The organism is Fluviicola sp. (assembly GCF_039596355.1).
Lineage (GTDB): Bacteria > Bacteroidota > Bacteroidia > Flavobacteriales_D > Crocinitomicaceae > Fluviicola.
Genome location: NZ_JBCNJW010000004.1, coordinates 39,841 through 65,498, shown reverse-complemented (window position 1 = coordinate 65,498; position 25,658 = coordinate 39,841). Strand labels below are relative to the sequence as shown.

21 protein-coding genes are annotated in these 25,658 nt (G+C 45.5%); 11 read left to right on the top strand and 10 right to left on the bottom strand.

Annotated features, from left to right (window positions below):
• The first annotated feature begins 15 nt into the window (after positions 1-15).
• The 8 genes from ABDV94_RS10185 to ABDV94_RS10150 all read left to right on the top strand — a co-directional run bounded on the left by ABDV94_RS10185 (position 16) and on the right by ABDV94_RS10150 (position 8,835).
• Positions 16-510 carry an NADH-quinone oxidoreductase subunit I gene (locus tag ABDV94_RS10185; protein ID WP_343747286.1) on the top strand — a complete coding sequence of 165 codons (495 nt, stop codon included), beginning with the start codon at positions 16-18 and terminating at the stop codon, positions 508-510.
• Positions 510-1,022, top strand: coding sequence for an NADH-quinone oxidoreductase subunit J (locus ABDV94_RS10180; RefSeq protein WP_343747069.1), 513 nt, complete (start codon positions 510-512; stop codon positions 1,020-1,022). Before ABDV94_RS10185 ends, ABDV94_RS10180 begins: the two co-directional genes overlap by 1 nt.
• Before the next feature lie 2 nt (positions 1,023-1,024).
• A complete protein-coding gene (gene nuoK, locus ABDV94_RS10175) occupies positions 1,025-1,354 on the top strand; it encodes an NADH-quinone oxidoreductase subunit NuoK (RefSeq protein ID WP_343747068.1) in 330 nt (109 codons plus the stop codon).
• A gap of 3 nt (positions 1,355-1,357) precedes the next feature.
• Complete coding sequence (gene nuoL, locus ABDV94_RS10170) at positions 1,358-3,274, top strand: NADH-quinone oxidoreductase subunit L (protein ID WP_343747067.1); 1,917 nt, start codon at positions 1,358-1,360, stop codon at positions 3,272-3,274.
• Between the two features lie 3 nt (positions 3,275-3,277).
• On the top strand, positions 3,278-4,714 hold the full coding sequence (locus tag ABDV94_RS10165; protein ID WP_343747066.1) for an NADH-quinone oxidoreductase subunit M: 1,437 nt from the start codon (positions 3,278-3,280) through the stop codon (positions 4,712-4,714).
• A 1-nt stretch (position 4,715) separates the two neighbouring features.
• On the top strand, positions 4,716-6,089 hold the full coding sequence (locus ABDV94_RS10160; protein ID WP_343747065.1) for an NADH-quinone oxidoreductase subunit N: 1,374 nt from the start codon (positions 4,716-4,718) through the stop codon (positions 6,087-6,089).
• Between the two features lie 61 nt (positions 6,090-6,150).
• Positions 6,151-7,062 carry a hypothetical protein gene (locus ABDV94_RS10155; protein ID WP_343747064.1) on the top strand — a complete coding sequence of 304 codons (912 nt, stop codon included), beginning with the start codon at positions 6,151-6,153 and terminating at the stop codon, positions 7,060-7,062.
• Between the two features lie 9 nt (positions 7,063-7,071).
• A complete protein-coding gene (locus tag ABDV94_RS10150; protein ID WP_343747063.1) occupies positions 7,072-8,835 on the top strand; it encodes a hypothetical protein in 1,764 nt (587 codons plus the stop codon).
• A gap of 266 nt (positions 8,836-9,101) precedes the next feature.
• On the opposite strand, the gene ABDV94_RS10145 is transcribed toward ABDV94_RS10150, so the two are convergent.
• The 3 genes from ABDV94_RS10145 to ABDV94_RS10135 all read right to left on the bottom strand — a co-directional run bounded on the left by ABDV94_RS10145 (position 9,102) and on the right by ABDV94_RS10135 (position 11,882).
• Positions 9,102-9,827: a glycosyltransferase family 2 protein gene (locus tag ABDV94_RS10145; protein WP_343747062.1), complete on the bottom strand. Its 726-nt coding sequence runs from the start codon at positions 9,825-9,827 to the stop codon at positions 9,102-9,104.
• A 109-nt stretch (positions 9,828-9,936) separates the two neighbouring features.
• The gene (locus ABDV94_RS10140) at positions 9,937-10,815 is read right to left on the bottom strand and encodes a hypothetical protein (protein WP_343747061.1); all 879 of its coding nucleotides are present in this window, start codon (positions 10,813-10,815) and stop codon (positions 9,937-9,939) included.
• 134 nt (positions 10,816-10,949) lie between these two features.
• The gene (locus ABDV94_RS10135; RefSeq protein WP_343747060.1) at positions 10,950-11,882 is read right to left on the bottom strand and encodes an NAD-dependent epimerase/dehydratase family protein; all 933 of its coding nucleotides are present in this window, start codon (positions 11,880-11,882) and stop codon (positions 10,950-10,952) included.
• Between the two features lie 235 nt (positions 11,883-12,117).
• On the opposite strand from ABDV94_RS10135, the gene ABDV94_RS10130 reads away from it, so the two are divergent.
• The gene (locus ABDV94_RS10130; RefSeq protein WP_343747059.1) at positions 12,118-13,272 is read left to right on the top strand and encodes a homogentisate 1,2-dioxygenase; all 1,155 of its coding nucleotides are present in this window, start codon (positions 12,118-12,120) and stop codon (positions 13,270-13,272) included.
• A gap of 102 nt (positions 13,273-13,374) precedes the next feature.
• On the top strand, positions 13,375-14,538 hold the full coding sequence (hppD, locus tag ABDV94_RS10125) for a 4-hydroxyphenylpyruvate dioxygenase (RefSeq protein ID WP_343747058.1): 1,164 nt from the start codon (positions 13,375-13,377) through the stop codon (positions 14,536-14,538).
• A gap of 59 nt (positions 14,539-14,597) precedes the next feature.
• Here hppD and ABDV94_RS10120 read toward each other — a convergent pair whose 3' ends face one another.
• From ABDV94_RS10120 to ABDV94_RS10090, 7 genes are all read right to left on the bottom strand, one after another.
• Positions 14,598-16,034 (bottom strand): glycosyltransferase family 39 protein, encoded by a 1,437-nt coding sequence (locus ABDV94_RS10120; RefSeq protein WP_343607059.1) that lies wholly within the window; start codon positions 16,032-16,034, stop codon positions 14,598-14,600.
• A gap of 2 nt (positions 16,035-16,036) precedes the next feature.
• The gene (locus tag ABDV94_RS10115; protein WP_343607057.1) at positions 16,037-16,447 is read right to left on the bottom strand and encodes a hypothetical protein; all 411 of its coding nucleotides are present in this window, start codon (positions 16,445-16,447) and stop codon (positions 16,037-16,039) included.
• A gap of 402 nt (positions 16,448-16,849) precedes the next feature.
• Positions 16,850-18,076 carry a serine hydrolase gene (locus tag ABDV94_RS10110; RefSeq protein WP_343607055.1) on the bottom strand — a complete coding sequence of 409 codons (1,227 nt, stop codon included), beginning with the start codon at positions 18,074-18,076 and terminating at the stop codon, positions 16,850-16,852.
• 2 nt (positions 18,077-18,078) lie between these two features.
• Entirely contained in the window at positions 18,079-18,777 is a 699-nt protein-coding gene (lipB, locus tag ABDV94_RS10105) for a lipoyl(octanoyl) transferase LipB (protein WP_343607053.1), read from the bottom strand.
• Between the two features lie 78 nt (positions 18,778-18,855).
• A complete protein-coding gene (locus ABDV94_RS10100; protein ID WP_343607051.1) occupies positions 18,856-20,487 on the bottom strand; it encodes an MBOAT family O-acyltransferase in 1,632 nt (543 codons plus the stop codon).
• A gap of 54 nt (positions 20,488-20,541) precedes the next feature.
• Complete coding sequence (locus tag ABDV94_RS10095) at positions 20,542-21,861, bottom strand: GDSL-type esterase/lipase family protein (RefSeq protein WP_343607049.1); 1,320 nt, start codon at positions 21,859-21,861, stop codon at positions 20,542-20,544.
• A gap of 36 nt (positions 21,862-21,897) precedes the next feature.
• The gene (locus tag ABDV94_RS10090) at positions 21,898-23,373 is read right to left on the bottom strand and encodes a hypothetical protein (RefSeq protein WP_343607047.1); all 1,476 of its coding nucleotides are present in this window, start codon (positions 23,371-23,373) and stop codon (positions 21,898-21,900) included.
• A 280-nt stretch (positions 23,374-23,653) separates the two neighbouring features.
• Between ABDV94_RS10090 and ABDV94_RS10085 the strand changes: the two genes are divergently transcribed.
• Positions 23,654-25,609 (top strand): thioredoxin domain-containing protein, encoded by a 1,956-nt coding sequence (locus ABDV94_RS10085; RefSeq protein WP_343607046.1) that lies wholly within the window; start codon positions 23,654-23,656, stop codon positions 25,607-25,609.
• Positions 25,610-25,658 lie beyond the last annotated feature (49 nt).

Here is a 25,658-nt window from a genome sequence, read left to right as displayed (position 1 = left end):
GTTTCGAACAAGCAAATGACCTTCAAGGAGAAACTCTACTTCCCGGCAATTTTGGGAGGTATGTGGATTACCCTGAAGCACTTGTTCATGAAAAACAACACGGTAAAATACCCGGAGCAGAAACGCGAATTTGCACCTGTTTACCGTGGACAGCACGTGTTGAAGCGTGATGAGCAGGGACGTGAAAATTGCACGGCTTGCGGATTGTGCGCAGTAGCATGTCCGGCGGAAGCAATCACCATGACTTCCGGAGAGCGCCAAAAAGGAGAAGAGCATCTGTACAGAGAAGAGAAATACGCCACCACATATGAAATCAATATGCTGCGTTGTATTTTCTGCGGATTGTGTGAGGAAGCTTGTCCGAAAGAAGCGATTTTCTTAACAGATCGCATCGTTCCGACCTATTTTGAGCGCAATGATTTTGTTTACGGGAAAGACAAACTGGTAGAACCGGTTGATCAGCGCGTAGACATCAGTAAGAGACAATTAACCGGAAAAAGACCAGCATAATGAATTTATTGTATCTATTTTACATTCTGGGCGGATTGACAATCGGGACGGCTTTGATGGTCGTTTTGAGTAAACACCCGGTGAGAAGCGTGTTGTACCTGGTACTGACATTCTTCCTGATTTCGGCAAATTACGTATTGATGAACGCACAGTTCATCGCAATCGTAAACATCATTGTATATGCCGGAGCGATCATGGTATTGTTCCTCTTCGTATTGATGCTGTTAAACCTGAACAAAGAAAACGAACCCAAGCATTCCCCGTTGATGACTATCGGTGCGGCAGTTGCAGGAGGTGGGTTGTTCCTGGTATTGGTAGCAGCTATGCGCGATGCTGTTCTGGCAGCTCCGATGATCGATGAGAACTCTCCGAAAGTGGGATTGGTAGAGAACCTTGGACAGGTATTATTTACAAAATACGTACTTCCTTTCGAAGTTTCTTCCGTCCTGTTCCTTGCAGCAATGGTCGGAGCAGTTCTATTAGCGAAACGTGAAAAACAAACGATAGAGTAATTATGTTATTAGCGACATTATTTGAATCAGGTGTAAAGATCCAGCACTACATGGTCCTTGCTACGGCATTGTTCATCATTGGTGTGTTCGGAGTACTTTACCGGAAGAATGCAATCATTTTGTTGATGTGCATTGAGTTGATGCTCAATGCGGTGAACTTGCTTTTAGTGGCTTTTTCAACGTATTTTGGTCAGGCAGACGGACAGTTATTCGTGTTTTTCGTCATGGTAGTGGCAGCGGCAGAAGCAACGGTGGGATTATCGATCCTCGTGCTTTTGTTCCGAAATACACGCTCTGTAGATATTCGATTGTTTAATAAATTAAAAAACTAAAACATGTCGGTATCACAACTACTCCCGTTAATTGTGCTGCTTCCATTGATCGGAGCATTCATTAATGGTACTCTCGGAAAAAATTTATCCAAAACAATCGTAGGAACGATCGCAACAGGCGTAATGCTGGTTTCGTTTATCCTGGCAACCATGGCTTTCATGGGCGTACAGCACGGAAAACCGGTAACGGCTCATTTGTTCACGATGATCCAAACAGAATCGTTCTCGCTGCACGCGCGTTTATACGCAGATAACCTGTCCATGTGGATGACGATGATCGTTACAGGTGTGGGAACATTGATCCACCTGTTCTCCATGGGCTATATGAAACACGATGCGGGTTATTATAAATTCTTTGTATACCTGAATCTCTTCATCTTCGCGATGTTGGTGCTTGTATTGGGAAGCAACTACTTCATGCTGTTCTTCGGATGGGAAGGTGTAGGTATCTGTTCGTATTTATTGATCGGATTCTGGTACCAGGACTTCAAAAACACCCTGGCGGCACGAAAAGCATTCATCATGAACCGGATCGGGGATTTGGGCTTGCTGATCGGGTTGTTCCTGATCTTAGGAAAATTCGGAACGCTGGAATATGCTGAAGTAGCAAAAGCAGTGATGGCAAAAGGATTTGAAATCTCCGAGTGCCTGATCTTCGGAATCACCATCTGTTTGTTCATCGGAGCAACCGGAAAATCGGCTCAGATTCCATTGTTCACGTGGTTGCCGGATGCGATGGCTGGACCAACTCCGGTTTCAGCACTGATCCACGCGGCAACGATGGTAACAGCAGGTATTTTCCTGACTGTTCGCTCAAGCTACTTGTTTGAACACGCAGAACTGACCAAAGAAATCATGCTGTACATCGGATTGGCAACGTCCATCGTGGCGGCTTTCATCGCGATGCGTCAAAACGATATCAAAAAAGTACTGGCTTACTCAACCGTTTCACAGCTGGGGATGTTGTTCGTAGCACTGGGAATGGGAGCTTACACGGCGGCTATGTTCCACGTTACAACGCACGCTTTCTTCAAAGCCTTGTTGTTCTTAGGTTCAGGAAGTGTGATCCACGCGATGTCTGACGAACAGGATATCCGCAAAATGGGTGGATTGCGCAAGAAAATTCCGATTACACACTTCACGTTCCTGATCGGAACACTGGCAATCTCCGGGATTCCATTATTGTCCGGATTCTACTCCAAAGATGAAATTATCGGTCATGCATTCGAATCACACAAATTCGTGTATTTCGCATTGATGTTCAGCTCAGCTCTGACAGCGATTTACATGTTCCGTTTATACTTCGTTACTTTCTTCGGAACATTCCGCGGAACACACGAGCAGGAGCACCACGTACACGAAGGACCGGCTTCCATGACCCTGCCGCTGATTATCCTGGCAGTATTGTCTGTATTCGGAGGATTATTGAATTTACCGGGAGTATTCCTGCACAACGGAACACACTGGCTGTCTCACCACTACGCACAGAACGTAGACGGATTGATGACTCCTGTTGAGCACGGAGACCCGAATACGACTTTGATGCTGATGGTTGCGGCCGGAGCAATGGCAGTGATTATTGCAATTGTAACATACATCGTATACGTGAAGAAAAACAGCGTTCCGGTTGCAGACGAGCAATTGAAAGGTTGGGAGAAAGCTTCCGCGATGAAATTGTATTTCGATGAAATTTACGACTTCCTGTTCGTGAAACCGACACTTTGGTTGTCCGAAAAAGGAGCACACTATTTCGAAGGAGCATTCTTGCACAGAAGCGTTGTCGGTTTAGGAAAAACCATTGGGAAATCCGGTGATTTGATCCGTAAGATCCAAACGGGAAGAACAGACAACTACATCTTGTGGATGGTCTTCGGAATCATCGGGTTGATTGTTTATTACATTATCTATTATAAAAACTAAGACGTGGAAGTACTTTTATTTATTTTACCAGTTTTCTTTGCGTTATCGGTATTGATTATCCCGAAACAGGGAGTCCGTGCATACGGAATTATCGGTTCGCTTGCCGTTTTAGTTGTTGTAATAGCCTGTATGATGCAGTACAACAATGATGGAACGATGCATTTATTTATGCAGAAGCCGTGGTTTTACGGAATTACACTGAGTTTTGGTTACGACGGAATTTCCCTGTTGATGTTATTGTTGACAGCGGTTTTGGTTCCGTTGATCCTGGTTTCAAACTTCAAAAACGAATTGGCTGAAAACCGCTTGTTCACAAGTATGGTCTTCTTCATGCAATTAGGGTTGATCGGGGTATTTATCTCCATGGACGGATTGTGGTTCTATGTATTCTGGGAAATCACCCTGATCCCGATTTTCTTAATTTCCTGGTGGTTCGGAGCTCCGGAAAGAAAAGCGGCATTGACCAAATTCTTCATCTACACCTTTGTAGGATCCCTGGCGATGCTTGCTGCATTGATCGGAATCAAAGTAAACGCACCGACGTTCTTCATCGAAGATTTGAAAGCAGTGGTCTTTACGGGTAAAACAGCTTGCTGGTTAGCTCTTGGATTCTTCCTGGCATTTGCGATTAAAATTCCGGTATTCCCGTTCCACACATGGCAGCCGGATACCTATACGAAATCACCGATGGCAGGAACCATGCTGCTTTCAGGGATTATGCTGAAAATGGCCTTGTACGGAATGATCCGCTGGATGCTTCCGTTGTTCCCTGAAGCCATTCACTGCCTGCAGTACCCGGTGATTATCCTGGCAACAATCGGGGTGGTTTATGCAGCAATCATTGCCGTCAAGCAGAAAGACATCAAGCGCGTGTTTGCTTTCGCATCCATGTCGCACGTCGGATTGATCGCAGCGGCTATCATGACCTGTAACTTCGATGCACTTTCCGGAAGTATGGTTCAAATCCTGAACCACGGATTGGTTGCAGTAGGTTTGTTCCTTGCAGTAGAAATTATCGAACGCAGAACAGGAACCCGAAACCTGGATGAATTGGGAGGATTTGCAAAACAAGCTCCGAAATTCGCATTCTGGTTCGCAGCATTGGCTTTCGCATCCGTTTCCGTTCCGTTAACAAGCGGATTCATCGGGGAATTCCTGATGCTGAAAGGCCTGGTAGGATTTGACATGGTCGTGGGAATCGTTGCGGGAACAACCCTGATTCTCGGAGCTGTTTACACGTTCCGCGCATACCAGTTGAGCATGTACGGACCGGTTACCAGAGATCATTTTGCAGACTTACACTGGTCGGAACTGATCGTTTTGGCACTGATCATTATTGCTGTGGTCATCTTCGGAGTTTACCCGGCAGCTATCACGGATTTTGTAAATCCGAGTATCAAAGTAGTTTTAGAAACCCTTTCAACACCTTCAGGTTTATAATATGGATGCATTATTAATTGTTTTTGCCGGTGGATTGATTTCCTTATTTGCTGCCTTTGCAAAGAAACCATTCTTAGTTGTAGGTTCTGCAATGGCGGGTCTGTTAGGCGGGATCATCGTGATGATCAACCAGCTGCAGACCGGAAAGGCGTTTTTCGACTTCCTGAAATACGAAGGCTTGTTGTTTGATGAACTGGCATTGATTTACAGCCTTGCAATTTGTGTCCTGGCCTTGTTGATTATCGGGATCGGTTACGAGCGTTTTAAAGAAAACCCGGTACACACCGGAGAGTATATCGGATTGCTGATGTTCTCAACAGTAGGAGCGATGATCATGACCGCTTACACGGATATGTTCATGTTCTTCCTCGGGTTGGAGATTCTTTCTATTCCGATCTACGTGATGGCGGGAAGCAACAAATCAGATGCCCGTTCTTCCGAAGCATCGTTGAAATACTTCCTGACAGGTTCATTTGCTTCCGGGATTTTCTTATTCGGATTGGCATGGGTATACGGAGCTACCGGAACCTTCAAATTATTGGAAATTCAGGCAAAAATCCAGGAAATGGAATCCCTGAGCCCGATTTTGATGATCGGTGTGCTGTTGATCATGGCTTCGTTCATTTTCAAGATCGGTGCAGCACCGTTCCATTTCTGGAGTCCGGACGTGTATGACGGAGCACCGCATGCGGTAACCGGTTTCATGGCTTCGGTAGTGAAGATCTCTGCATTCTATGCCTTCCTGAAAATGTTCGCAATCTGCTTCGGAATGGGTGAATTGTATACGTTCTGGAAAGATGCGCTCGTGGTGATGATCATCATCACACTGTTTGTCGGAAACCTGTCTGCACTGCGCCAGGTGAAATTCAAGCGTTTATTGGCTTACTCTTCCATTACGCACGTTGGATATACCTTACTCGTATTTGTGAGCGGAAGCATGAATGCATTCACGGATTTGTGGTTCTACATGTTCGCTTACGGATTCTCCATCGTTGGAATTATCGCGGTAGGATTGGCTGTAAACGACCAGGAAGACCGCATCGAAGCATTGAGAGGTCTGGGGAAACGCAATCCGTTCCTGGCAATTGTGGGAATTGTTTCCCTCTTGTCTTTGGCCGGAATTCCTCCTACATCCGGATTCTTCGGAAAGTACATCGTGTTCTCTAATGCCTGGGCAAGTGCTTCCTGGCTGGTAATTATTGCGCTGATCAATTCTGCGATCAGTATTTATTACTACCTGAAAGTGATCGGAACGATTGTTTCTCCGGCAGAACACGAACAGGAAAAAATCAAATTATCGCCATTGACAGTCATTGTATTGATCATTGCATTGGTCGGGATGCTTGGATTTAGCTTCGTTATTTCCTGGCTGTAAACAAGATTGCAATTTTTCTTAAAATTGAGCTATGCTTCAAAATTCAACCCATTTTTGCGTTATGTTTTTGAAGTATAGCTTTTTTTTCATCCTTACTTTACTGGCAAACAACGTATCGGCGCAGCTTTTTGATAATTCGAAAGGTGTGGCTTTAACCGATGCACCCTTTTTCAATACGAGATTTATCAAAGGAAGTAAAATCAAGGAGATCCGCGGAACATTTACTTTCAAAAAGCAGGGGGATATCATGCGCGAATCGAATTTTGTGTATGTATTCGACTTTGATACGCTTGGAAACCTCGTACGTCATTACCAAACGGCAAAAGGGGAAGGTGCGACCGACACCACGGTACGCTTCTACGATTATACGCGGGACGGAAGAATGGTTCGGAAGCGAATCAGCCAGAAGAAAGGCTTTTTGTCGACCTATTACTCTTACAACGGTGACGGTCAGGTGGTAAAAGAGGAAGTGTACCGCGATATTGACACGATGCACAGCCTGTTGAATCCCTTCATCGAACGCAGCATTCTCTGGAACACCGAAACGATGGATTACCAGGTGTATGAAGGGCAATACCGCAAAAAAGTCTTCAACAGTTACGGAAACCAGTACATGGAAGTAACGAAATACTACGACAGTCTGGGTTATTTGTCGCGGGAAGAGGAATTGTTTACCATCACCCGGAACCGCATCACGACCAAATACAAATATTCCGATAAAGGCTGGATCGAAAATATTTCAGTCTACAAAAATACCGACCCTGTTCCGACCTCCGAATGCCGTTTTACCTATGATGCGTTCGGGAATCTTCAATCAAAACTGGTTTATAAAGATGGGGTGTTCATCACCGAGTACCAGCTTGTTTACAGTGGTTTGACCGGTTTGATTTATTCGATCATCATCCGGGAAGTGAGTACCAATTTCATGTCAATTATCCGCTTCAAAGAACCTACTTTTTGGGATAAACCGTAACTTCGAAGGATGATTCAATTCCTCCGGTCGCACGTCCGCATTCTTCTTCTGGCTTCGATTTTCCTGCTTGCGGGAGTTCTCGTGCTGAAAAGTCATGGAAAGCACTGGCGGAACGAGGTCATCAATTCGGACGGAAAAGGCTATTATTACTTTCTTCCGGCGCTGTTTCAGGGCGAGAATGATTACCGGAAAACGCTGCAGCAGGAAGAACAGGTGATGGGGAAACCTCCCCAGAATTACATTCTCAAAACCGAAGAAGGAAAGCATGTCAATAAATGCTACCCGGGAGTAGCTATACTGCAAACCCCTTCGTTTCTAGTGGCTTGTGGTATGGATTTCCTGCTCGGAAATGCCTTTCACGGTTACTCCGACACCCATTTGTACTTTTTCTTCTGGACGAATGTATTGCTCCTGTTTCTGGCTGTATTGCTGTTGAAATCCAACCTGGCGAATTACTTCGGGCAAACGCGTTTTACGTGGCTGATCGCCTTTCTGACGGTATTTGCGACCAACATCGGCTACCAGGCATTCTTTTATCCTGCATTATCGCACCAATACACCTTTTTCTTGGTCAATGTCTGGATGTATTACTTCCTAAAGTGGAAAAACGAAGGAAAAACAAGCTCGTTGCTGTGGTTTGCAGGAGTAAGCGGAGTATTGTTCCTGGTGCGGCCCACAAACTTGCTTTTCTTCCTGATCCTGCCTTTCCTGGCAAAGGATTGGAAGACGCTGAAAGCGTTGTTTACGGATTTATTTGCGCTCAGAAACGGGAAACTGGTTAAAGCATGTGTTGCGTTCCTGATTCCGGTCTCAGTGCTTCCGCTATTAACTTACTGGCAAACAGGGCATTTTCTCTATTGGTCATACCAGGGAGAAGGATTCATCTTCAATGGCTCACACTGGCTGGCAACGTGGATCAGCTACCGCTGTGGAATTTTGCTGCACACACCTTTGGTTCTTTTCGGAATGGTCGGGATATTCGCTTTCTGGCGAAGAGAAACCTTTCCAATTTCGATGCTGCTGATTGCTCTGGGATGCATCACCTTTGTTTTATCTTCCTGGTGGTGCTGGGATTACCAGTTGTTCTTCGGGCATCGTGGATTTACGGAGTACCAGGTGATCACTGCTTTTCTACTGATGTACTTTGTGCGTTTATTCCGGCGTTCGTGGGTGGTGTATGGCTTACTGGTGCTTCCTGTCGGCTACATGGCTATCCGTACGTATCAGAAGATTGCGAATAGTTACCCGGTTCAGAAATTTACGGCAGTGACCTATTGGAAAAGCCTGTTTGATTTTGATACGCAGACGAAGGAGAAATACGTAGTGTTGACGAATTGCCAGCCTTACGGGAAAATCCTCGCAACGTACGATTTGATGAAAGGAAAAGAGCGATACCGCAAAGTAGGAGTGGGGTCTGATCCGTGGACGGAGTTGGTGTTCGAAATTCCAACAGCCTACCAGCACTGCCGTTTTTACCTGGAGATTCACGCCAACAAAAAATTAATGCAGGCAACTACCGACTGGAAAGGTGTTTCGCTAATCTTCCAGGGAACCTCCCGATCCGGGGAAATCGTGCATTACGCAGGTTGTCCGTTCTACAATTATTACCGCGAAGGAACCGGAAAATGGGCAGGATTTGACATCGCAGAAGAATACAACCCGGCAGAAGACGGAACGGAGAAAATCACGGTTTTCATCTGGAACCCGGAAAATAAAGCCTTTGAAATAGATGATTTCCGCGCAACGATCAAAGCGATTACAAGTAAAAAGTAGGTTTGACCATGATTTTTGAAACACCTTGGAGTCCTTTTTTTCTTGGCGTTTCATAAAATTGGTTTTTCAACCACGGTACTTTGTACCAGAACAGAAGTGCTATTCTTCCCGCAAATGCGCAAATGTCTGGTGGCGCTTACCAGTCGCCACGATGTGTCATTGGCGAGTCGGGTAGAACATCATCTATTGTGAATTCGAGTGAAAACTTTTCAGAATTCTTATGGAAAAAATGCGGATTGTGATGTTTTCAGAAGGTCGGAATTGAATTAATTCCCAATTTTATACCGTACGATGCAGTAAATCACCTTCACACCGTCTTTCCAGGAAATTTTCTTCCCTTCTTCTTTGTTCCGGGCAATATAGGTGATCGGAACTTCGTGAATATTCAATGATTTGACTTTCGAGAGTTTCATCGTCACTTCCGGTTCGAAGCCAAAGCGTTTTTCCTTCAGGTTCAATGATTTCAACACGTCTGCGGGAACCATTTTATAGCAGGTCATCATATCCGTCAGCCGGTAGCCCGAAAACAGGTTGGAAAGGCGTGTAAGGAAGCCATTTCCCATAATGTGCCACAGAAAGTTTGTTTTCGAATGTTTGTCTTCCAGGAAACGTGAACCGTAAACAATCTGGTTCGGAGCTTCCAGGTAACGCGCTAAAAGCAGGTTGATTTCTTCCGGAACAAGTTCCAGATCCGCGTCCTGGATTACGATGATATTCCCGGAAGCCAGCTCGATTCCTTTGTGGATTGCAGCGCCTTTTCCCTGGTTTACAGGCTGTGAAAAGAACACCAGCGGTGAATCCGGGTTTTGTTGGATGTAATCACTTACGAGTTGAGAAGTCGTGTCCTTTGAATGATCATCAATGAGGATGATTTCCTTTTGTGTTCCACCCGTAAGGTTTATTTTTTCCAATAATCCGATGACACTCAAAATGGTCTTTTCCTCATTATAGGCCGGAACGATAATAGAAAGTTTATTGATTTCATTGGACATGAGGCGAAAGTAGCGAAATTCCGGAATATAGGAATGCCCTGTAAACAAAAATCCCCTGTCATTGAGCGGAGCCGAAATGCAGGGGATTTTTAATTTCTTTTATGTTGTTTCAGAGCTGTCCGTCTGAGTGGTACACTCCGTTTTTGTAAACTCGTACTTTCAGAAGAATTCCGTCGGTATCGTATACGTATACTTTTCCATCCCAGAGAGCACCGTTTTTGAATTCACCGTCCTGCCAGATTTCACCGCCGTTGTTATACACTTTGTTATAACCGTTCGGAGCCCATTTGACACCCTGTGTTTTCGGCGTTCCGGAAATAGCAGGCGCTTTTTCGTTAGACTGCCCCGGCTCTTTTACTTTGACCATCGGGTTCACCGGATCTTTCTGCTCGGATCGGGTTTGATTTCCGCTTCCGTCATAATAAGCGATTTCCTTGATGTCTCCGTTTTCGTAATAACGCACGGCTTTTCCGGTAATGACTCCGTTATTAGCGTCATACTCGTATTCCAGCTGTCCGTTCGGGTAATAGTAGCGGATTTTTCCGTTCTCTTTCCCGATTTCGTTATAGAATCCCTGGTAAGAAACCTGTCCGTTTTCGTATTTACGGATCAGTGAATCTTTATAAATATTTTTCTCGAAAATTCCTTTTTCTTTGATTTCTCCGTTCGGCCAGTAACGTGTAAACTGTCCTTTCGGGCGGTTGTTTTCATAAGTTCCTTTCAGTGAAGGGGTCACACCATCATTGTGATATTTTACCCAGACACCTTCTTTGCGGTCATCAATATATTTTCCCTCTTCCACTTTCCCGTTTGAAGGAATACCGGATTCGGGACGGTCTTTACCATAGTAAATCCACTTACCCTGTTTTCTTCCCTTCTCGTCAGTAACATTAATCTTGCCATCTTGATCCGTGAATGTGGATGCTTTAACAGCAGTTAGTAGAGACAGGAATAAAACAATGAGTCCGACTTGTTTATATTTCCACATGATTTGAATTAGTTTTGTAGCGCAATCTAAAGATAGAATTATTTTGTTACAGTTACCTAAATAGATCAAAAATTTCGCTGAAGTGCTCCTTTTTGTCGATTAACAATCAGGAGTTTACAGAAAATTGACCCAAATTAAAGGTTATTTAACATTTCCTTAGTCGTTTTGTCTAAATCGTAACGCTCTTCCCATCCCCAATCTACCCTCGCGCGGGTATCATCGATGGATGCCGGCCATGAATCCGCAATCGCCTGGCGGAAGTCTGGCTGGTAATCAATGGTGAATGAAGGAACTTCTTTTTGAATGCTTTCAAAGATCTGTTTCGGAGTAAAACTCAGTGCCGAAAGGTTGTAGCTGGAACGCACTTTGACCTGTTCTTTCGGAGCTTCCATCAGTTCAATGGTGGCGCGGATAGCATCATCCATAAACATCATCGGAAGGGCCGTGTCTTCTTTCAGGAAACAAGTGAAATGTTCACCTGCCTTTGCCTTGTAGTAGATATCGACCGCGTAGTCTGTGGTTCCTCCTCCCGGAAGGCTTTTGTAGGAGATCAATCCCGGGTAACGGATACTTCTGACGTCTACTCCGAACTTATTGAAGTAGTATTCGCACCAACGTTCTCCTGCCTGTTTCGAAATTCCGTAAACGGTGCTCGGTTCCATTACGGTATATTGAGGTGTGTCCTGGCGTGGGGTTGTAGGGCCGAAAACGGCAATAGACGAAGGCCAGAAGATTTTTGAAATATGACCTTCTTTTGCCAAATCCAGGATCGTGAATAGGCTTTCCATGTTCAGTTTCCAGGCAAAATCCGGGTTTTTCTCCGCAGTAGCCGAAAGCAGTGCCGCAAGCAGGTACACATCGGAGAATTGTTGTTCGATAACATAGTTTCGAACGGTTTCTTTATCAAGGGCATCCAGTCGAACGTAAGGTCCGTTGGCAAGCGTTTCAGGGCATTCTTCCTTCAAATCGGCTGCAACAACCTGCTGGGTGCCGAATTTCTCGCGAAGCGTCAATACCAGCTCGGTACCGATCTGTCCGCAGGAACCTAAAACAAGAATTTTTTTCATGGGGCGCAATTTGCGAGCAAAGATAATTTTTTTTCCTGCGAATAAAAGTTTCATTGGCTGTCCAAAAACTGACAAATCTCATTTTTTATAACATCTTTTGTCGGTATTTTTGCGTAACTTTCAGATACTATGTGGTTGGAATTGACACTAAAACTAACGTGGTTACTCATCCGCAAGCCGGAATGAGGTGCCTGTATTTTGTTTGTTGAATGTTAATAAAATAATTGAATAAAACATGCCCTTTTACTATAGCCTGGGGAAGTTTCCCCCTAAAAGACATACACAGTTCCGAAAAGAGTCGGGCGAATTGTACTACGAACAACTCTTCGGAACGGAAGGCTTTCACGGTTTTTCGTCCCTATTGTACCACGTGCACCGTCCAACGATGGTTAAATCGGTGAAGACTTTCAAGGATTTGACTCCTGTGCCGGCAGTGAATAAAAACATCACTTCCCGCATGTTGAAAGGATTCAACGTGGCTCCGAAAGATGATTTCCTGGAATCGCGTGAGATCGTGCTATTCAACAATGATTTGAACATTGCTCTTGCCGCTCCGAAGAAGTCTATGACGACGTATTTCTACAAGAATGCCGACGCGGATGAAGTGATCTTTATTCACGAAGGAAGCGGGAAACTGCGCACCATGATGGGAAATATTCCGTTTAGCTACGGAGATTACCTGGTGGTTCCGCGCGGAATGATTTACCAGATCGAGTTCGACACAGAGCAAAACCGTTTGTTCATCGTGGAATCATTCTCCCCGATTTACACTCCGAGAAACTACCGCAACAATTTCGGTCAGCTCTTGGAGCATTCTCCATACTGTGAACGCGATTTAAGAGGACCTTCCGAGCTTGAAACACACGATGAGCTGGGAGATTTCACCATTCTGATCAAAAAGGAAAACGTGCTGCACGAATTGCAATACGCTTCACATCCTTTTGATGTAGTGGGCTGGGACGGTTACAACTTCCCGTATGCCTTTTCGATTCACGAGTTCGAACCGATTACCGGGCGTGTACACCAACCGCCTCCCGTACACCAGACGTTTGAAGGACACAACTTCGTGATTTGCTCCTTCGTTCCGCGTTTGTATGATTACCACCCGCTGTCGATTCCAGCTCCGTACAACCACAGTAATATTGACTCGGATGAGTTGCTGTATTACGTGGATGGAGATTTTATGAGCAGAAACCACGTGGAGAAGGGATACATTTCCCTGCACCCGGGAGGAATTCCGCACGGACCTCATCCGGGAGCTTACGAGCGAAGCATCGGACAAAAAGAAACCAAAGAGTTAGCTGTGATGGTCGACACGTTCAAGCCTTTAAAATTAACGCAGGCAGCGATCGACATGGAAGATGAATCTTACGCAACGAGCTGGCTTTAGAATACACTTCCCCCTTTGAAGGGGGACAAAGGGGGATGGGAATGGACCACCTCTCTCAATCTCCCCTCAAGGGGAGAGGCAAAAACATTTAAATAAAAAGATATGAGTACCGAAATTAAAAACGTTGAATACGGATTAGAGAAAATTTTTGAAGGAGCACAAGACTTCCTTCCTTTGCTTGGAACAGACTACGTGGAGTTTTACGTGGGAAATGCGAAACAAGCAGCGCATTACTATAAAACGGCATTTGGTTTCCAGGATTTGGCATACGCCGGATTGGAGACAGGTGTGAAAGACCGCGCGTCTTACGTATTGAAGCAAGACAAAATTCGAATTGTATTGACAACGGCTCTGACCAGCGATTCACCGATCGGAGAACACGTGAAGAAACACGGCGACGGAGTGAAAGTGATTGCATTGTGGGTAGAAGATGCCAGAAAATCCTATGAAGAAACGACCAAAAGAGGAGCGAAATCGTTCTTCGAACCGATGGTTGAATCTGATGAGCATGGTGAAGTGGTTCGTTCCGGAATTTACGGAGCTTACGGTGAGACGGTTTTTGTATTCGTTGAGCGTAAAAACTACACCGGTATTTTCATGCCGGGTTATGTCGCACACAAGACTGATTACAATCCTGCTCCGGTTGGATTGAAGTTCATTGACCACATGGTTGGAAATACCGGTTGGAACAGAATGAATGAAGCGGTGAAATGGTTTGAAGACATCATGGGATTTGTGAATTTCCTGTCATTTGATGATAAGCAAATCACAACGGAATATTCCGCGTTGATGTCGAAGGTAATGTCGAACGGAAACGGAAGAATCAAATTCCCGATCAACGAGCCGGCAGAAGGTAAAAAACGTTCTCAAATTGAAGAATACATTGATTTTTACGAAGGTGAAGGAGTACAACACTTAGCGGTTGCTACAGACGATATCATCCAAACGGTAGCAGATATGCGTTCCCGTGGAGTGGAGTTCTTGTCAACGCCTCCGCAAGCGTATTACGATGCGATTCCGGAGCGTTTGAAAGACCACATGTCTAAATTCAAGGAAGATATCAACGAATTGCAGAAACTGGGAATTATGATCGATGCGGATGATGAAGGATATTTGTTACAGATTTTCACCAAGCCGGTGGAAGATCGTCCAACTGTATTCTTTGAGATTATCCAGCGAATGGGAGCACGTGGTTTTGGGGCAGGAAACTTCAAAGCACTGTTCGAATCCATCGAAAGAGAGCAAGAGAAGAGAGGAACTCTTTAAGAGACGAATAAATCTTGATATAAAAGAAGGCGCGCCATGCATGGCGCGCCTTCTTTGGTTTATTTTTTTTGTTCGAATTCGTAAATGTCAAAAATTTCCTCGATGTGCTGTTTGTTCGTTTCCCGGAATTCGGTTTGAAGCGTATTCAGAATGTTGTTGTCTGGCGCAGAAAAATTACTTGCGGCATCTACCAACACAATGCGTTTCCGGTTTTTGTAATCTACATTTTCCAGGCTGTTGATGCAATAAAGTGATCGTTTATTCAATTCCCTTTGTACCAATTCATTGTCCGGGTTCTGAAAAAGTGTCCGGTCGTAATAATAGATGAAGTTCAGGGAGAAATGAACCGGAGCTACCAATACCAGTGTGCTGTCGTTTTCAAGGCTTTTGACTAATTTAACTGTTTCCCGCACTTCGCGCTTATTCGATTTGTTTGGTTTTACAGAAACGATAAACAGCAAACAAATGAAGCCCGGAATCAGGAACCGGAGTTTTGGTTTTTGGAGGATGAAATCGGCAGAAAGTGCCACAACCAGGCAAAACCCGATCGCCGCGAACATCAGGTAACGATCCAGGAACATGGGAATCCGGAACGAAATCACGAACATGAAAATGAACGGAAGGTAGAACCAGCAAAGCACCAGGCGTGTCGCTATGCGGTGGGGATTTTGTTTCCGTTTTACCAGCAGTACAATCAGGCCGGCAACCAGAGCTGCGATCGTGAAGACGGCAGTTACCGGAGCGTTGCTGAGTGCCCGGAGCATTTCATAAAAAGCATCGATCCCGGTTGGGGGAGCAACCCAGGTTCCGCCCGCCGAACTCGAAAAACGTGACAGGATGATTGTCAGGTACGGTGAATAGGCCAACAGCATGATCCCCACAAAAAGCAGGAGGAAACGATTGTATTCTTTGAGTAGATTTCGCTGGAAAAGCACGAAGAAGCATTGAACAAACAGGACGAAGAATCCGAAGAAATGGGTATAGATCAACAAGGCATTTGCCAGGAAAAACCAGCAGAAGTTCCACTTGTTTTGGTCTTTCAAAAGGATAATCCGCAGATAGTAAAACATGGAAACGGCCGTCAGTAAACCCATCAGTGCATAGGCCCTTGCTTCGTGGGCGAACATCACCTGGTACGTGGAAAAAGTGAAGATGATACTGGCATAAACGGCGATCCGGAGGTTGAAAAACTGCTTCCCGATCCGGTAGATGAATAAAACCGTCAATGAGCTGAAGATCAATGAAGGGATGCGAACGGCAATCTCTGAGATTCCAAAGCATTTGATCCAGTAGTGCAGCACCAGGAAGTGCAGGGGCGGATTGTTCTCGTTACTGAAAATCTCGAACAGGTTGTCCAGTGATTGCTGGGAATGGTATACACTGAACGGTTCGTCTCCACCCAGGGAATTAGATCCAAGGAAAAAACCTTTCACAACCACATTCAGCAGGATGAAAAAGAGTGGAAGGTAGTAAGCAGCGTAGTTTTTTCGGTTCATGTTTAGCCGACCATAATTCCTTTTCCTCCCAGTTTCGGAATCTCAATGAAGTTCTTCTTATCAATGGTTTCCGGCAGGAAGATGAATTTTTTATCATACAGGACATCTTCAATCCAGAAAGAAACCCAGTATTCGTTTGTGAGTCCGAAAACTTCCTCCATGATCGGTTCAATTTTGGCAGCTTCATTCGGGAGGAGGACTTCCAGCGAGTGACGGAGCGTAGATGTTTTGACCTTCTCGCCGGTATTCACATCTTCTCCGTATCCTTTACTGGCAATGATGATTCCTTCCATGATATCGTCCCGCAGGTTCAATAAATAAACGTAGTGTTGGATTCCTCCTTCTTCGTTTGTTTCGGGTACGACCACCATTTTTACATTTTCAGCCAGGGGACTTTTGAGTTCTTCACGCATGATAATCCGGATTTTGGAACTGCAAAGGTAATCATTTGTGCTTCAACTCCGGCCAGACATCTATGAGATTCTATCGTACTAATCCCTGAAGATGATTACTGGCTTGTTTTGTTACGACTTACTGCGTGGTGTAAACCACATGGAGCAGATAGATAGCATGTGTACCGCGTTTCGACGGACTTAATTTGTTGTTTCGTTCTGCTCTCAGGGTATTTGAACCGCATGGAACACATAGATTTTGAAGTAGAAAGCCAAAACGGGTGTTTTACCACGAAGAGCACAAGGAACACGAAGATTTATGATTGATTAGTAAGCCACAACTTGTCACGAGACTTTGGGATAGACACACATAGAAGGGCTAACCCAAAACTATCAGATCATTTTCGTTTACAGAGAGGAGATTTATTTCCCTGCTGCGATTGATCTTCCCATGCGGATGTATTCAAACAAGTCTGCCGGGTGACCAATCTTTTCGCGGTTTTCTTCCGTGTTTCCCTGTTGGAGAATTTCCCGTTCCACGTCTGGGGTCCGCTTGTGCCCGGTTCTCACGATGATGAGTTGTTCATCCGGGATGGCGATGATGTATTGACCTTTGATGCCGCGGCAATAATAAACCGGGTGACCGTTGCTGGCATACGTCCAGATGTGGAGTCCGTAGCGGGTATTCGGAACGCCTTCCTCCGTTTTCATTTGGGGATTTCGAACCATTTCATCGAAATAATTACCTGGAATGACTTGTTTTTCGTTCCATTTTCCGTGATTGGCAAGAATTTTTCCGATTCGGGCAAAATCTCTCGTTGTGCTGTATAAACAGCAGAATGCTTTTTCGTCTCCGTTTTTCTTGTCGAGACTCCAGAATGCATCGGATTCGGCTCCCATCGGTTTCCAGAGTTTTTCGGAAGCATAGGTTGCCAGGTCTTTCCCGGTTGCTTTTTCCACGATGAAGCCGAGAAGCTGGGAGTTTCCGCTTTGGTAAATGAATTCCTTTCCCGGTTCCTGGATTGCGTGCTGGCGGGTCACCAAACCTCTCAAATCCCATCCGTAGTAGGATTCTGCATTTTCGGATAAGGGATTTTTACCACTCTCCGTCCAGTCCAAACCGGAAGCCATCATGAGCAAATGCCGGATGGTAATTTTTTCCTTGCCTTTTCCTGAAAATTCAGGAATGTACTTGCGTACCGGTTCGTCGAGGCTTTTGATGTGCCCTTCTTCCAGCGCAATCCCGATGAGAATACTCACGACTGTTTTTGCCGCAGAAAAGGAGTTGGAAACCGTTTCCGGATGGTGTTCGTCCCAGTAGTGCTCATAAACGACCTGGTTGTTTTTCACAACCAGAAACGAAGAGGTGCGCCAGGTGTCCATGTATTTCAAATCATCGCTGCTCAGCACTTCTCCTTTGACCAGGTTGAATTTCCACGGTTCTTTTTTCTCCGGTGCTTTTACCGTTGCGTTATAGAACTTATCCAGATCGTAGATTGTAGGAGATGTTTCTCCCTGGAGATAGGTATAGTAAATTCCTTTGTAGAGGTAGAAACGCCCACTGAGAACGACAAAGATGTTGAGGGATAGGAAAAGAATCAAAACAAACCAACCGATTCGCTTCAACCATTTGAGTAGGGTGCGTTTCATGACTATTGTGCGTAAGTAAATCCGAATTGAGAAGCCAGTTTTTCCTGCAGCAGGTCTTTCACTTCCTGCATGTCAACGGGTCTTCCGAGTTCCTGTTGCAAGGAAGTTACTGCTTTATCTTCAATTCCGCAAGGCACAATATGAGAAAAATAAGAAAGATTTGAATTGACGTTGAACCCGATTCCGTGCATGGTCACCCAGCGGGATGATTTCACGCCCATGGCACAGATTTTCCGTGCGGTCGGTTTATCCGTATCGATCCACACGCCGGTAAATCCTTCCGAACGCTCTCCTTTTACTCCGTAATGAGCCAAAACGCCGATCACGGCTTCTTCCAGGTAGCGCATGTATTTGTGGATATCGGTAAAAAAGTAATCGAGATCAAAGATCGGGTAGGCAACGAGCTGTCCCGGTCCGTGATAGGTAATATCGCCTCCCCGGTTGATCTTATAGAATTTCGCGTCGAATTCATCCAGTCCTTCCTGGTTCAGGAGCAGGTGTTCTTCCGTTCCGCTTTTTCCGAGGGTGTACACGTGTGGATGCTCGCAAAACAAGAGGTAATTTTTGGTTTCCTCTTCGCTGGTTCCATTCCGGCGCTCAATTTTCAGCGCAATGCTTTGAGCAAAGAGTTTTTCCTGGTAATCCCAGGCTTCCTGGTAATCAATCAGTCCCAGGTCTTGAAAATGTACTATAGGTAACATATCCATATTGCTTAATTGAAAATAGATGTCAGTTCGAGTTCGCGGAGCGAGTATCGAGAACCATCTATTTTCAATTTTTTAGAACTCCAAATATACGAAAGGCTGGAACGAATCGGAAGCGGCCTGGTACAGAATCACGATAAAAACAGCAATGATTAACATTTGAAGAACCATCGGTGTTTTCACGAAGCCGGAGACCATGAAATCTTTCCATTTTTGCGGCATCCAGTGGATGAAAAAGCCCAGGAGCATGATCAGCAATGCCGGGTAATACGTATTCGCGAGTGTTTGAAAGGTTTCCCACTGGAAATCGAAGTGATTGAATATGCGGTCGAGCATGTTGTTCGGTGCGCCTTCTGTCTTCAAGCGGAACCAGATGCGGGTAAAGGTGATGAAGTTGAATGTGAGCAGGATTTTCCAGAAATGCACAATCCACCAGGAGCTTTTCTCATACGGAGAGATCTTTTTCCAGTGATTGTAGATGACCAGTGCCAATCCGTTCATGGCTCCCCAAATCACGAAATTCTGGGAAGCACCGTGCCACAATCCCCCGAGAATCATGGTGATCAGCAGGTTCAAATCACGGTGCATAAAGGTTTTGACTTTCGGACTGATCAGGATCGCAATTCCGTATAAACTCATCAACCCGATGTATACGAAGATCAGTTCATACCAACCGGTAATGAAAATCAGGAAGATGAAAATAACGATGATGGCAATGTATGTTCCTGCCGTCCCTTTTTTATTTCCCCCGAGCGGAATGTAGAGGTAATCTCTCAGCCAGGACCCCAGGGATTTGTGCCATCTGCGCCAGAAATCGGCTACGCTGTTGGCTTTATATGGCGAGTTGAAGTTCGGCAAAAGTTCGAAGCCCATGAGTTTGGAAATCCCGATCGCAATGTCGGTATACCCGGAGAAATCGCCGTAAATCTGCAGGGAATAACCCCACATGGCAATCACGCTCCAGTAGCCCGGATAATCTCCCGGGTTGTCGACCACCGAATTGATGAAATGCGTTGCCACGAAATCGGCCAGGACGATTTTCTTGAACAATCCTTTCATGATCAGGAACACGGATTCCCCGAATTCTTTTTTAGTGAGCTGGTATTTCTGGTAAATCTGCGGAATGAAATCGCGTGCCCGTACGATCGGCCCCATGAGTACGTGCGGGAAGTAGGTTACATAGAACGCATAATCCCAGTAGTTTTTCACCGGCTGAATTTCCTTGCGGTAAATGTCAACCACGTAGCTGATCGACTGGAAGGTGAAGAAGCTTACCCCGGCAGGAAGCATGATGTGTGTTTCGAAAGTGTATTCCCCGAACAGGTCGTTTCCTAACAAAGCAAAGTAGTTCCAAACTTCATAGTCCGTATGGAACATCGTATTGAACGATTCGGTAAAAAAGATGGCGTATTTAAAGAATCCCAGGAAAAATAAGTTGAATATTGCGGAAAAAGCAATGATCCATTTTCGTCCGCTGGAACTCTCTACCCGGAAAATCCATTTCCCCAGTAAGAAGTTGACCGTTACAGAGAGCGCCAAAAGGGTAACAAAGAACCCGGATGTTTTGAAAAACAGGAACAAACTGGCCAATGTGATGAACATACTGCGCACCAGCTGGTTTTTGTGCAGAAAGCTAAAAAGCACCATGAATGCCAGGAAGAAAATCCAGAAGTCGAGGCGGTTGAAGGCCAGGTCATCTGCTGACATGTGTGTGAAGCTAAAAATTCGGTGCAACGATTCCATAAGGGGTATTAAAACAGTTTAATTGATGTATTTTCTTTTAGACATTTGTTCGAGCCATTTTTCAAACGCATCGATGAACAAGTCCGCTTTTAAATGATAGCCGGGAGCCGTAAAGTGAACCAGGTCGGCACGCATGAGTCCGTGCGCTTTCCAAATCCGGGAAGAACCGAGTTCGCCCATGATTCCGTATAAATCCCACACCGGACACTGGTATTTTTTGGCCAGTTCGATAATGACTTCCCGCTGACGGGCAATGTTTTTATTGAGGTATTTTTTCTTGTATCCGGCATCATTCGGAACCGTCAGCAAAATGGCACAATCCGGGTTTGCTGCCAGCACTTTTCCGATCATCGTTTCGAGGTTCCGCTTGTAAACTTCGGGATCGAAAGACGCGTATGGAACGTTGGCATCGTTTGTTCCGACGGAAAAAGCAAAGAAATCAGGTGGTGATTCCCGCAGTTGTTCCTCGAAGTTCTTGTTGGCGATATAAGTATACAAACCAGCGCCGTTAATCCCGATGGTCGTATAGGAAATTCCCGGAGCGGCATTGCTGAGCTGAACTCCGTAGAGTTGTAATTTGTACGGAACATCGATCAGTTTGGTGAACTGCAGGTTGAAAGTGTCGACCGGATCGGTGAAAACGGTTTCCGTGTATCCCAGCGTCTCGTTTCTGAATTTATTGACGATCAGAATCTCATCCTGTCCGAAATTCAGTTCGTATGGAAATACGCCTTTGTTGTGATACACGCGAAGCCGGGTGAAGCCAGGTTTTACGTCTGTTTTGTCGTAATTGAACGAAATTTCAACGATGGAATCAGCTGTTTCAACAACAGCACCCATTAGCCCGAATTCGATTCCTTCCGGTCGGTGAAAATTAACGCTCCGGTGGGCTGTCCAATGATTCCGGGAGTGAAATTCATAGTTCCACGGGTTGTTGGTGTGTGCCAGGTCGAATGGAAAAACAAGCCCGCGTTCACCCGGAATTCCCAGCCAGTGCGTTTGCAGGTAGGTACGGATATCGTGTGTGTATACGTCTGCCTGCAGGTGAGATCCCCCGATGTGGTAGAAGTTTAGCTTGCAATTTTTTTCGTTGATCATGTTCCGGAAATCCTGGAACAAATGTTCCCAGTTGGGACTTTGTGCCGAATAGAACCGGAAATCATTGCTTTCGAACCGGATAAACGGGTATTGGTGCTTCAGGTTGGTGTCGAGATGCTGAAAAAGGGGATATGTGTAGGTGTCGAGCGGTGTTTTTTGGCGTATGGTTTCCACTTGCGACTGACTGCTACAGGCAATGAGCAAACTAAATACTACTACAATATAAACACTAATCTTCATCCAATATTTGATTTGAGCAACGAGCATGCCGTCTTTTTACTGAGCTCCCTGTTTCCATTTAACATACTCGGCAGCGAGCGCATCGAAGAAGAGCTGCGAGGCAATGCTTGCTCCCTTGTTCGTGAAGTGGATGTAGTCGTTCCCGGCCAATCCTTTTTCAACCCAGCTCGGCATGGAATTTTCACCACCCATCGCGCTGAATAAATCCCAGTAGCAGGCACCGGCTTCTTTGGAAACACGTGTCATTTCCTGCACCAGGAACGGAAGCATTTTGTACGTCACACGTCCGCTGATACTTTGCATTGACATGTCACTTGGCCCGATTACCATCACAGATGCAGATGGCCGGAGTTTTTTCAGTGTGTGCAACTGACCTTTGAATTGTTTCACGTAGTGTCGCACAGAAGAGGAATCGTTCATGTACGGAACGCTGTTTCCGCCAAACTGCATGATCACCATTTCGACGTTGAGATCGGCATACATTTTAGAAGCGATGTTTTGGTCGATTTTCCCGAAGAATGTTCCGCTGGAACCGCGCATTCCGATGTTGTCGACGAATACTCCGTAGTCACTTTCGAGTGAAAAACCGATAATCGTAGGGCTCACGGATGCGGAAAACTCGTAGCGCAGTTTATTTGGCGTGGAAGGGAATTCCAATGATAAGACGTGGTATTTCCCGTCGTTTTCCAGGCTGTCTTCGTGGATGAGGTTTGTTCCGTTATACACTTTGATCTTACACGGTTTGAAACAGCTGGTGTAGAACATTTTTGCATGGTTGTATTCCCGTGCCCGTGAATAAGCTGTTTTGGTCGGTTCAATTTCCACGAATGCTTCTTTGATACTGGTTGTAGCGGCCATTTGTGCACTATCCATTTCCGGAGTAAAGCGTGCGGCGGTGTTCATGGAACCGTATTTGCGTGATTTCAGGCTTGCGCCTCCAAATGCGGTGTAGCGGGTGAAATTGGGAGAACAGGTTTGTTTGAAGGTAATGGTATTGTATTCGTTTTTGGCCGGAATTGTTCCCGGGCCGAATCCACCGAACTGTGTTTGCAGACGCTGGCGGATGTAGGATGTCATGCGGTCTCCTTCGATCTGAGAATCTCCGTAGTGGAGTACGCGTACTTTTTTTCCTTTGGAAACCCCTTCCAGTTTTTGGAAGAATTCATGCAGGTCGGCCAGTCCTTTTTCGGTGAATTGAATGGATGTTGCTGCTTCAGCAGACAATGTTCCACCTACAGGCGCTCCCATTTTTCCTTCTGATTCGAAGGTGTTTTTGATGGTGGTGTCGGCAGAAGCACCTTCAATATTCACGGTATCTACCTGAACGATTTTGGTAATGTCTTTTTTCTCAACCGGTTTGGGAGGAGTCAGTGCTTCATTGAAGGATAAAAACCGGACTTCCGTACCGAACAGGTCGATTGTACCGCCTTTCACCAAAAAGCTGATTCCTGTGAGCAGGGCCAGGATTCCGGCGAGATAAATGAGTACATGAACTGGCTGCAGTTGTTTCACTTTTCTTAAAATTGAGCTACAAAATTAATCCAAATTAGAAATAGACCAATTGATTGTTTATTATCCGCGTTGGTTGAGGGATTATTTGATGAGGAAGCATTGAGGGGTCGGCACGCTGTGTTCAGAGGCAAAAACGGGTTCTTGAAAAACAATTTTACAAATTTATAAAATGGTATAAAATCTCGGATTTCACTGTGATACAGAAAGATTCATCGCCACAACCCAACCCCGAATCCCACCCGAACACACGCCATTCTTCCATGTTTCGTACCTTTATATCATGGAACAATACACAAACGAACTCATCCACGAAAGCAGTCTCTACCTGCAACAACATGCACACAACCCGGTCAACTGGGTTCCCTGGTCGAAAGAAGCATTTGAACAGGCGGAAAAAGAAAACAAACTGGTACTGGTTTCGGTCGGTTATTCGGCTTGTCACTGGTGTCACGTGATGGAACACGAGTGTTTCGAAGATGAGGAAGTAGCGGCATTGATGAACAAACATTTCGTTTGTATCAAGGTCGACAGGGAAGAACGCCCCGATGTGGATCAGGTCTATATGACGGCCGTACAGCTCATGACACAGCGCGGCGGATGGCCCCTGAATTGTTTCACGATCCCGAACGGAAAGCCTATCTACGGAGGAACTTATTTTCCGAAGGAACAATGGATGCACGTACTCCGTTCGTTGGAACATACCTATCGAACCGAACCTCAAAAGGTGCTTGAATATGCCGATGAATTGAGTCACGGAGTGCAGCAATCGGATTGGATTTCTGTAGCCGAGCAGGTCAAACCGTTCCCGGAAGACAAACTCCCGGAATTGGTGCGTCGTTGGCAGCAACGCATGGATATGGTCGAGGGAGGGCCAACATCCGCTCCAAAATTTCCTTTACCAAGCAACCTGGAATTCCTGCTTCATTATGGCGTTCTGGCACAAAACGATGCCGTGACGGAATATGCCAATCTCACGCTGCGGAAAATGGCGCTTGGAGGAATCTATGACCAGGTTGGTGGCGGATTTTCGCGTTATTCAGTTGATTTGTTGTGGAAAATCCCGCATTTCGAAAAGATGCTATACGACAACGGACAATTGCTTGGTGTTTACGCACAGGCTTATCAACAGACGAATTTACCGGAATACAAACGGGTTCTGGATCAAACATTGGGCTGGCTTGAGCGGGAAATGCTGAGCGAAGAAGGAGGTTTATTTGCCGCCCAGGATGCCGATTCGGAAGGAGTAGAGGGAAAATACTACGTTTGGACACCATCCGAAATAGAAGCCGCACTGGGAGAAAATGCGTCCTGGTTCTGGTCGTTATACAATCCCGGGAACAAGGGATATTGGGAACACCAGCAATGGGTGTTACTCCGGAATGAAACCTGGGAAGAATTCGGAGCGAAGAACCCGGAAGTCACACCGGCGAAAATCCAGGATCAGCTGGATACCCTATTACATATTCGAAAAAAACGCATCGCACCAGGAACAGACACCAAATGCCTGACCGCCTGGAATGCACTTACGATAACGGGATTGGTAGAAGCGTTCAAAGCAACGGAAGATCACAGTTATTTGAAACTGGCCTTGCAACAGGCTCGCTGGATCCGGAATTACCAGGTCGAAGCCGATTTCCAGCTTTGGCATACGCGTCAAAACGGACGTTCGTTCATCGACGGATTTTTGGATGATTACGCTACGACGATTCAGGCGTTTCTGAATTTGTACCAGGTGACAGGAAACGACGAAGAGCTGAAATTTGCCGAGTCGCTTTGCGCGTATACCCTGAAACACTTTTTCGATCCGCAATCCGGGATGTTCTATTTTACCTCCGATAATCACGACCTGATTGCACGGAAAATGGAAATCAACGACAATGTGATTCCATCCACAAACAGCATCATGGCAAACAACTTGCTGACGCTTTCCTTGTTGTCGGATGAACTGGACTATGAAAACAAGTCGAAGCAGCTGCTTCAGAATGTGATTGAGGGAATGGAGCAATACGGCTCCGGCTATTCCAATTGGGCCTTGTTATTGCTGCGCTTTCAAAAAGAAGTCCGACTTTTGACGATTCCCCGGGCAGAAGAATGGAAGGTGTTCCGCAAGAAAAGTTCTCCGTTCCTGCTGGTGCGTTTTTCGGATGATTCCGATGCGACGGTTTGCGCAGCCGGCGTGTGTTCCATCCCGATGGTGCATGTCCGCGAAGTAGAAGACTATTTAGAGAATTTATAATTGAAAATGTAAAATTGAAAAGACCGTAGTTGATAATCAATGTGTTTCG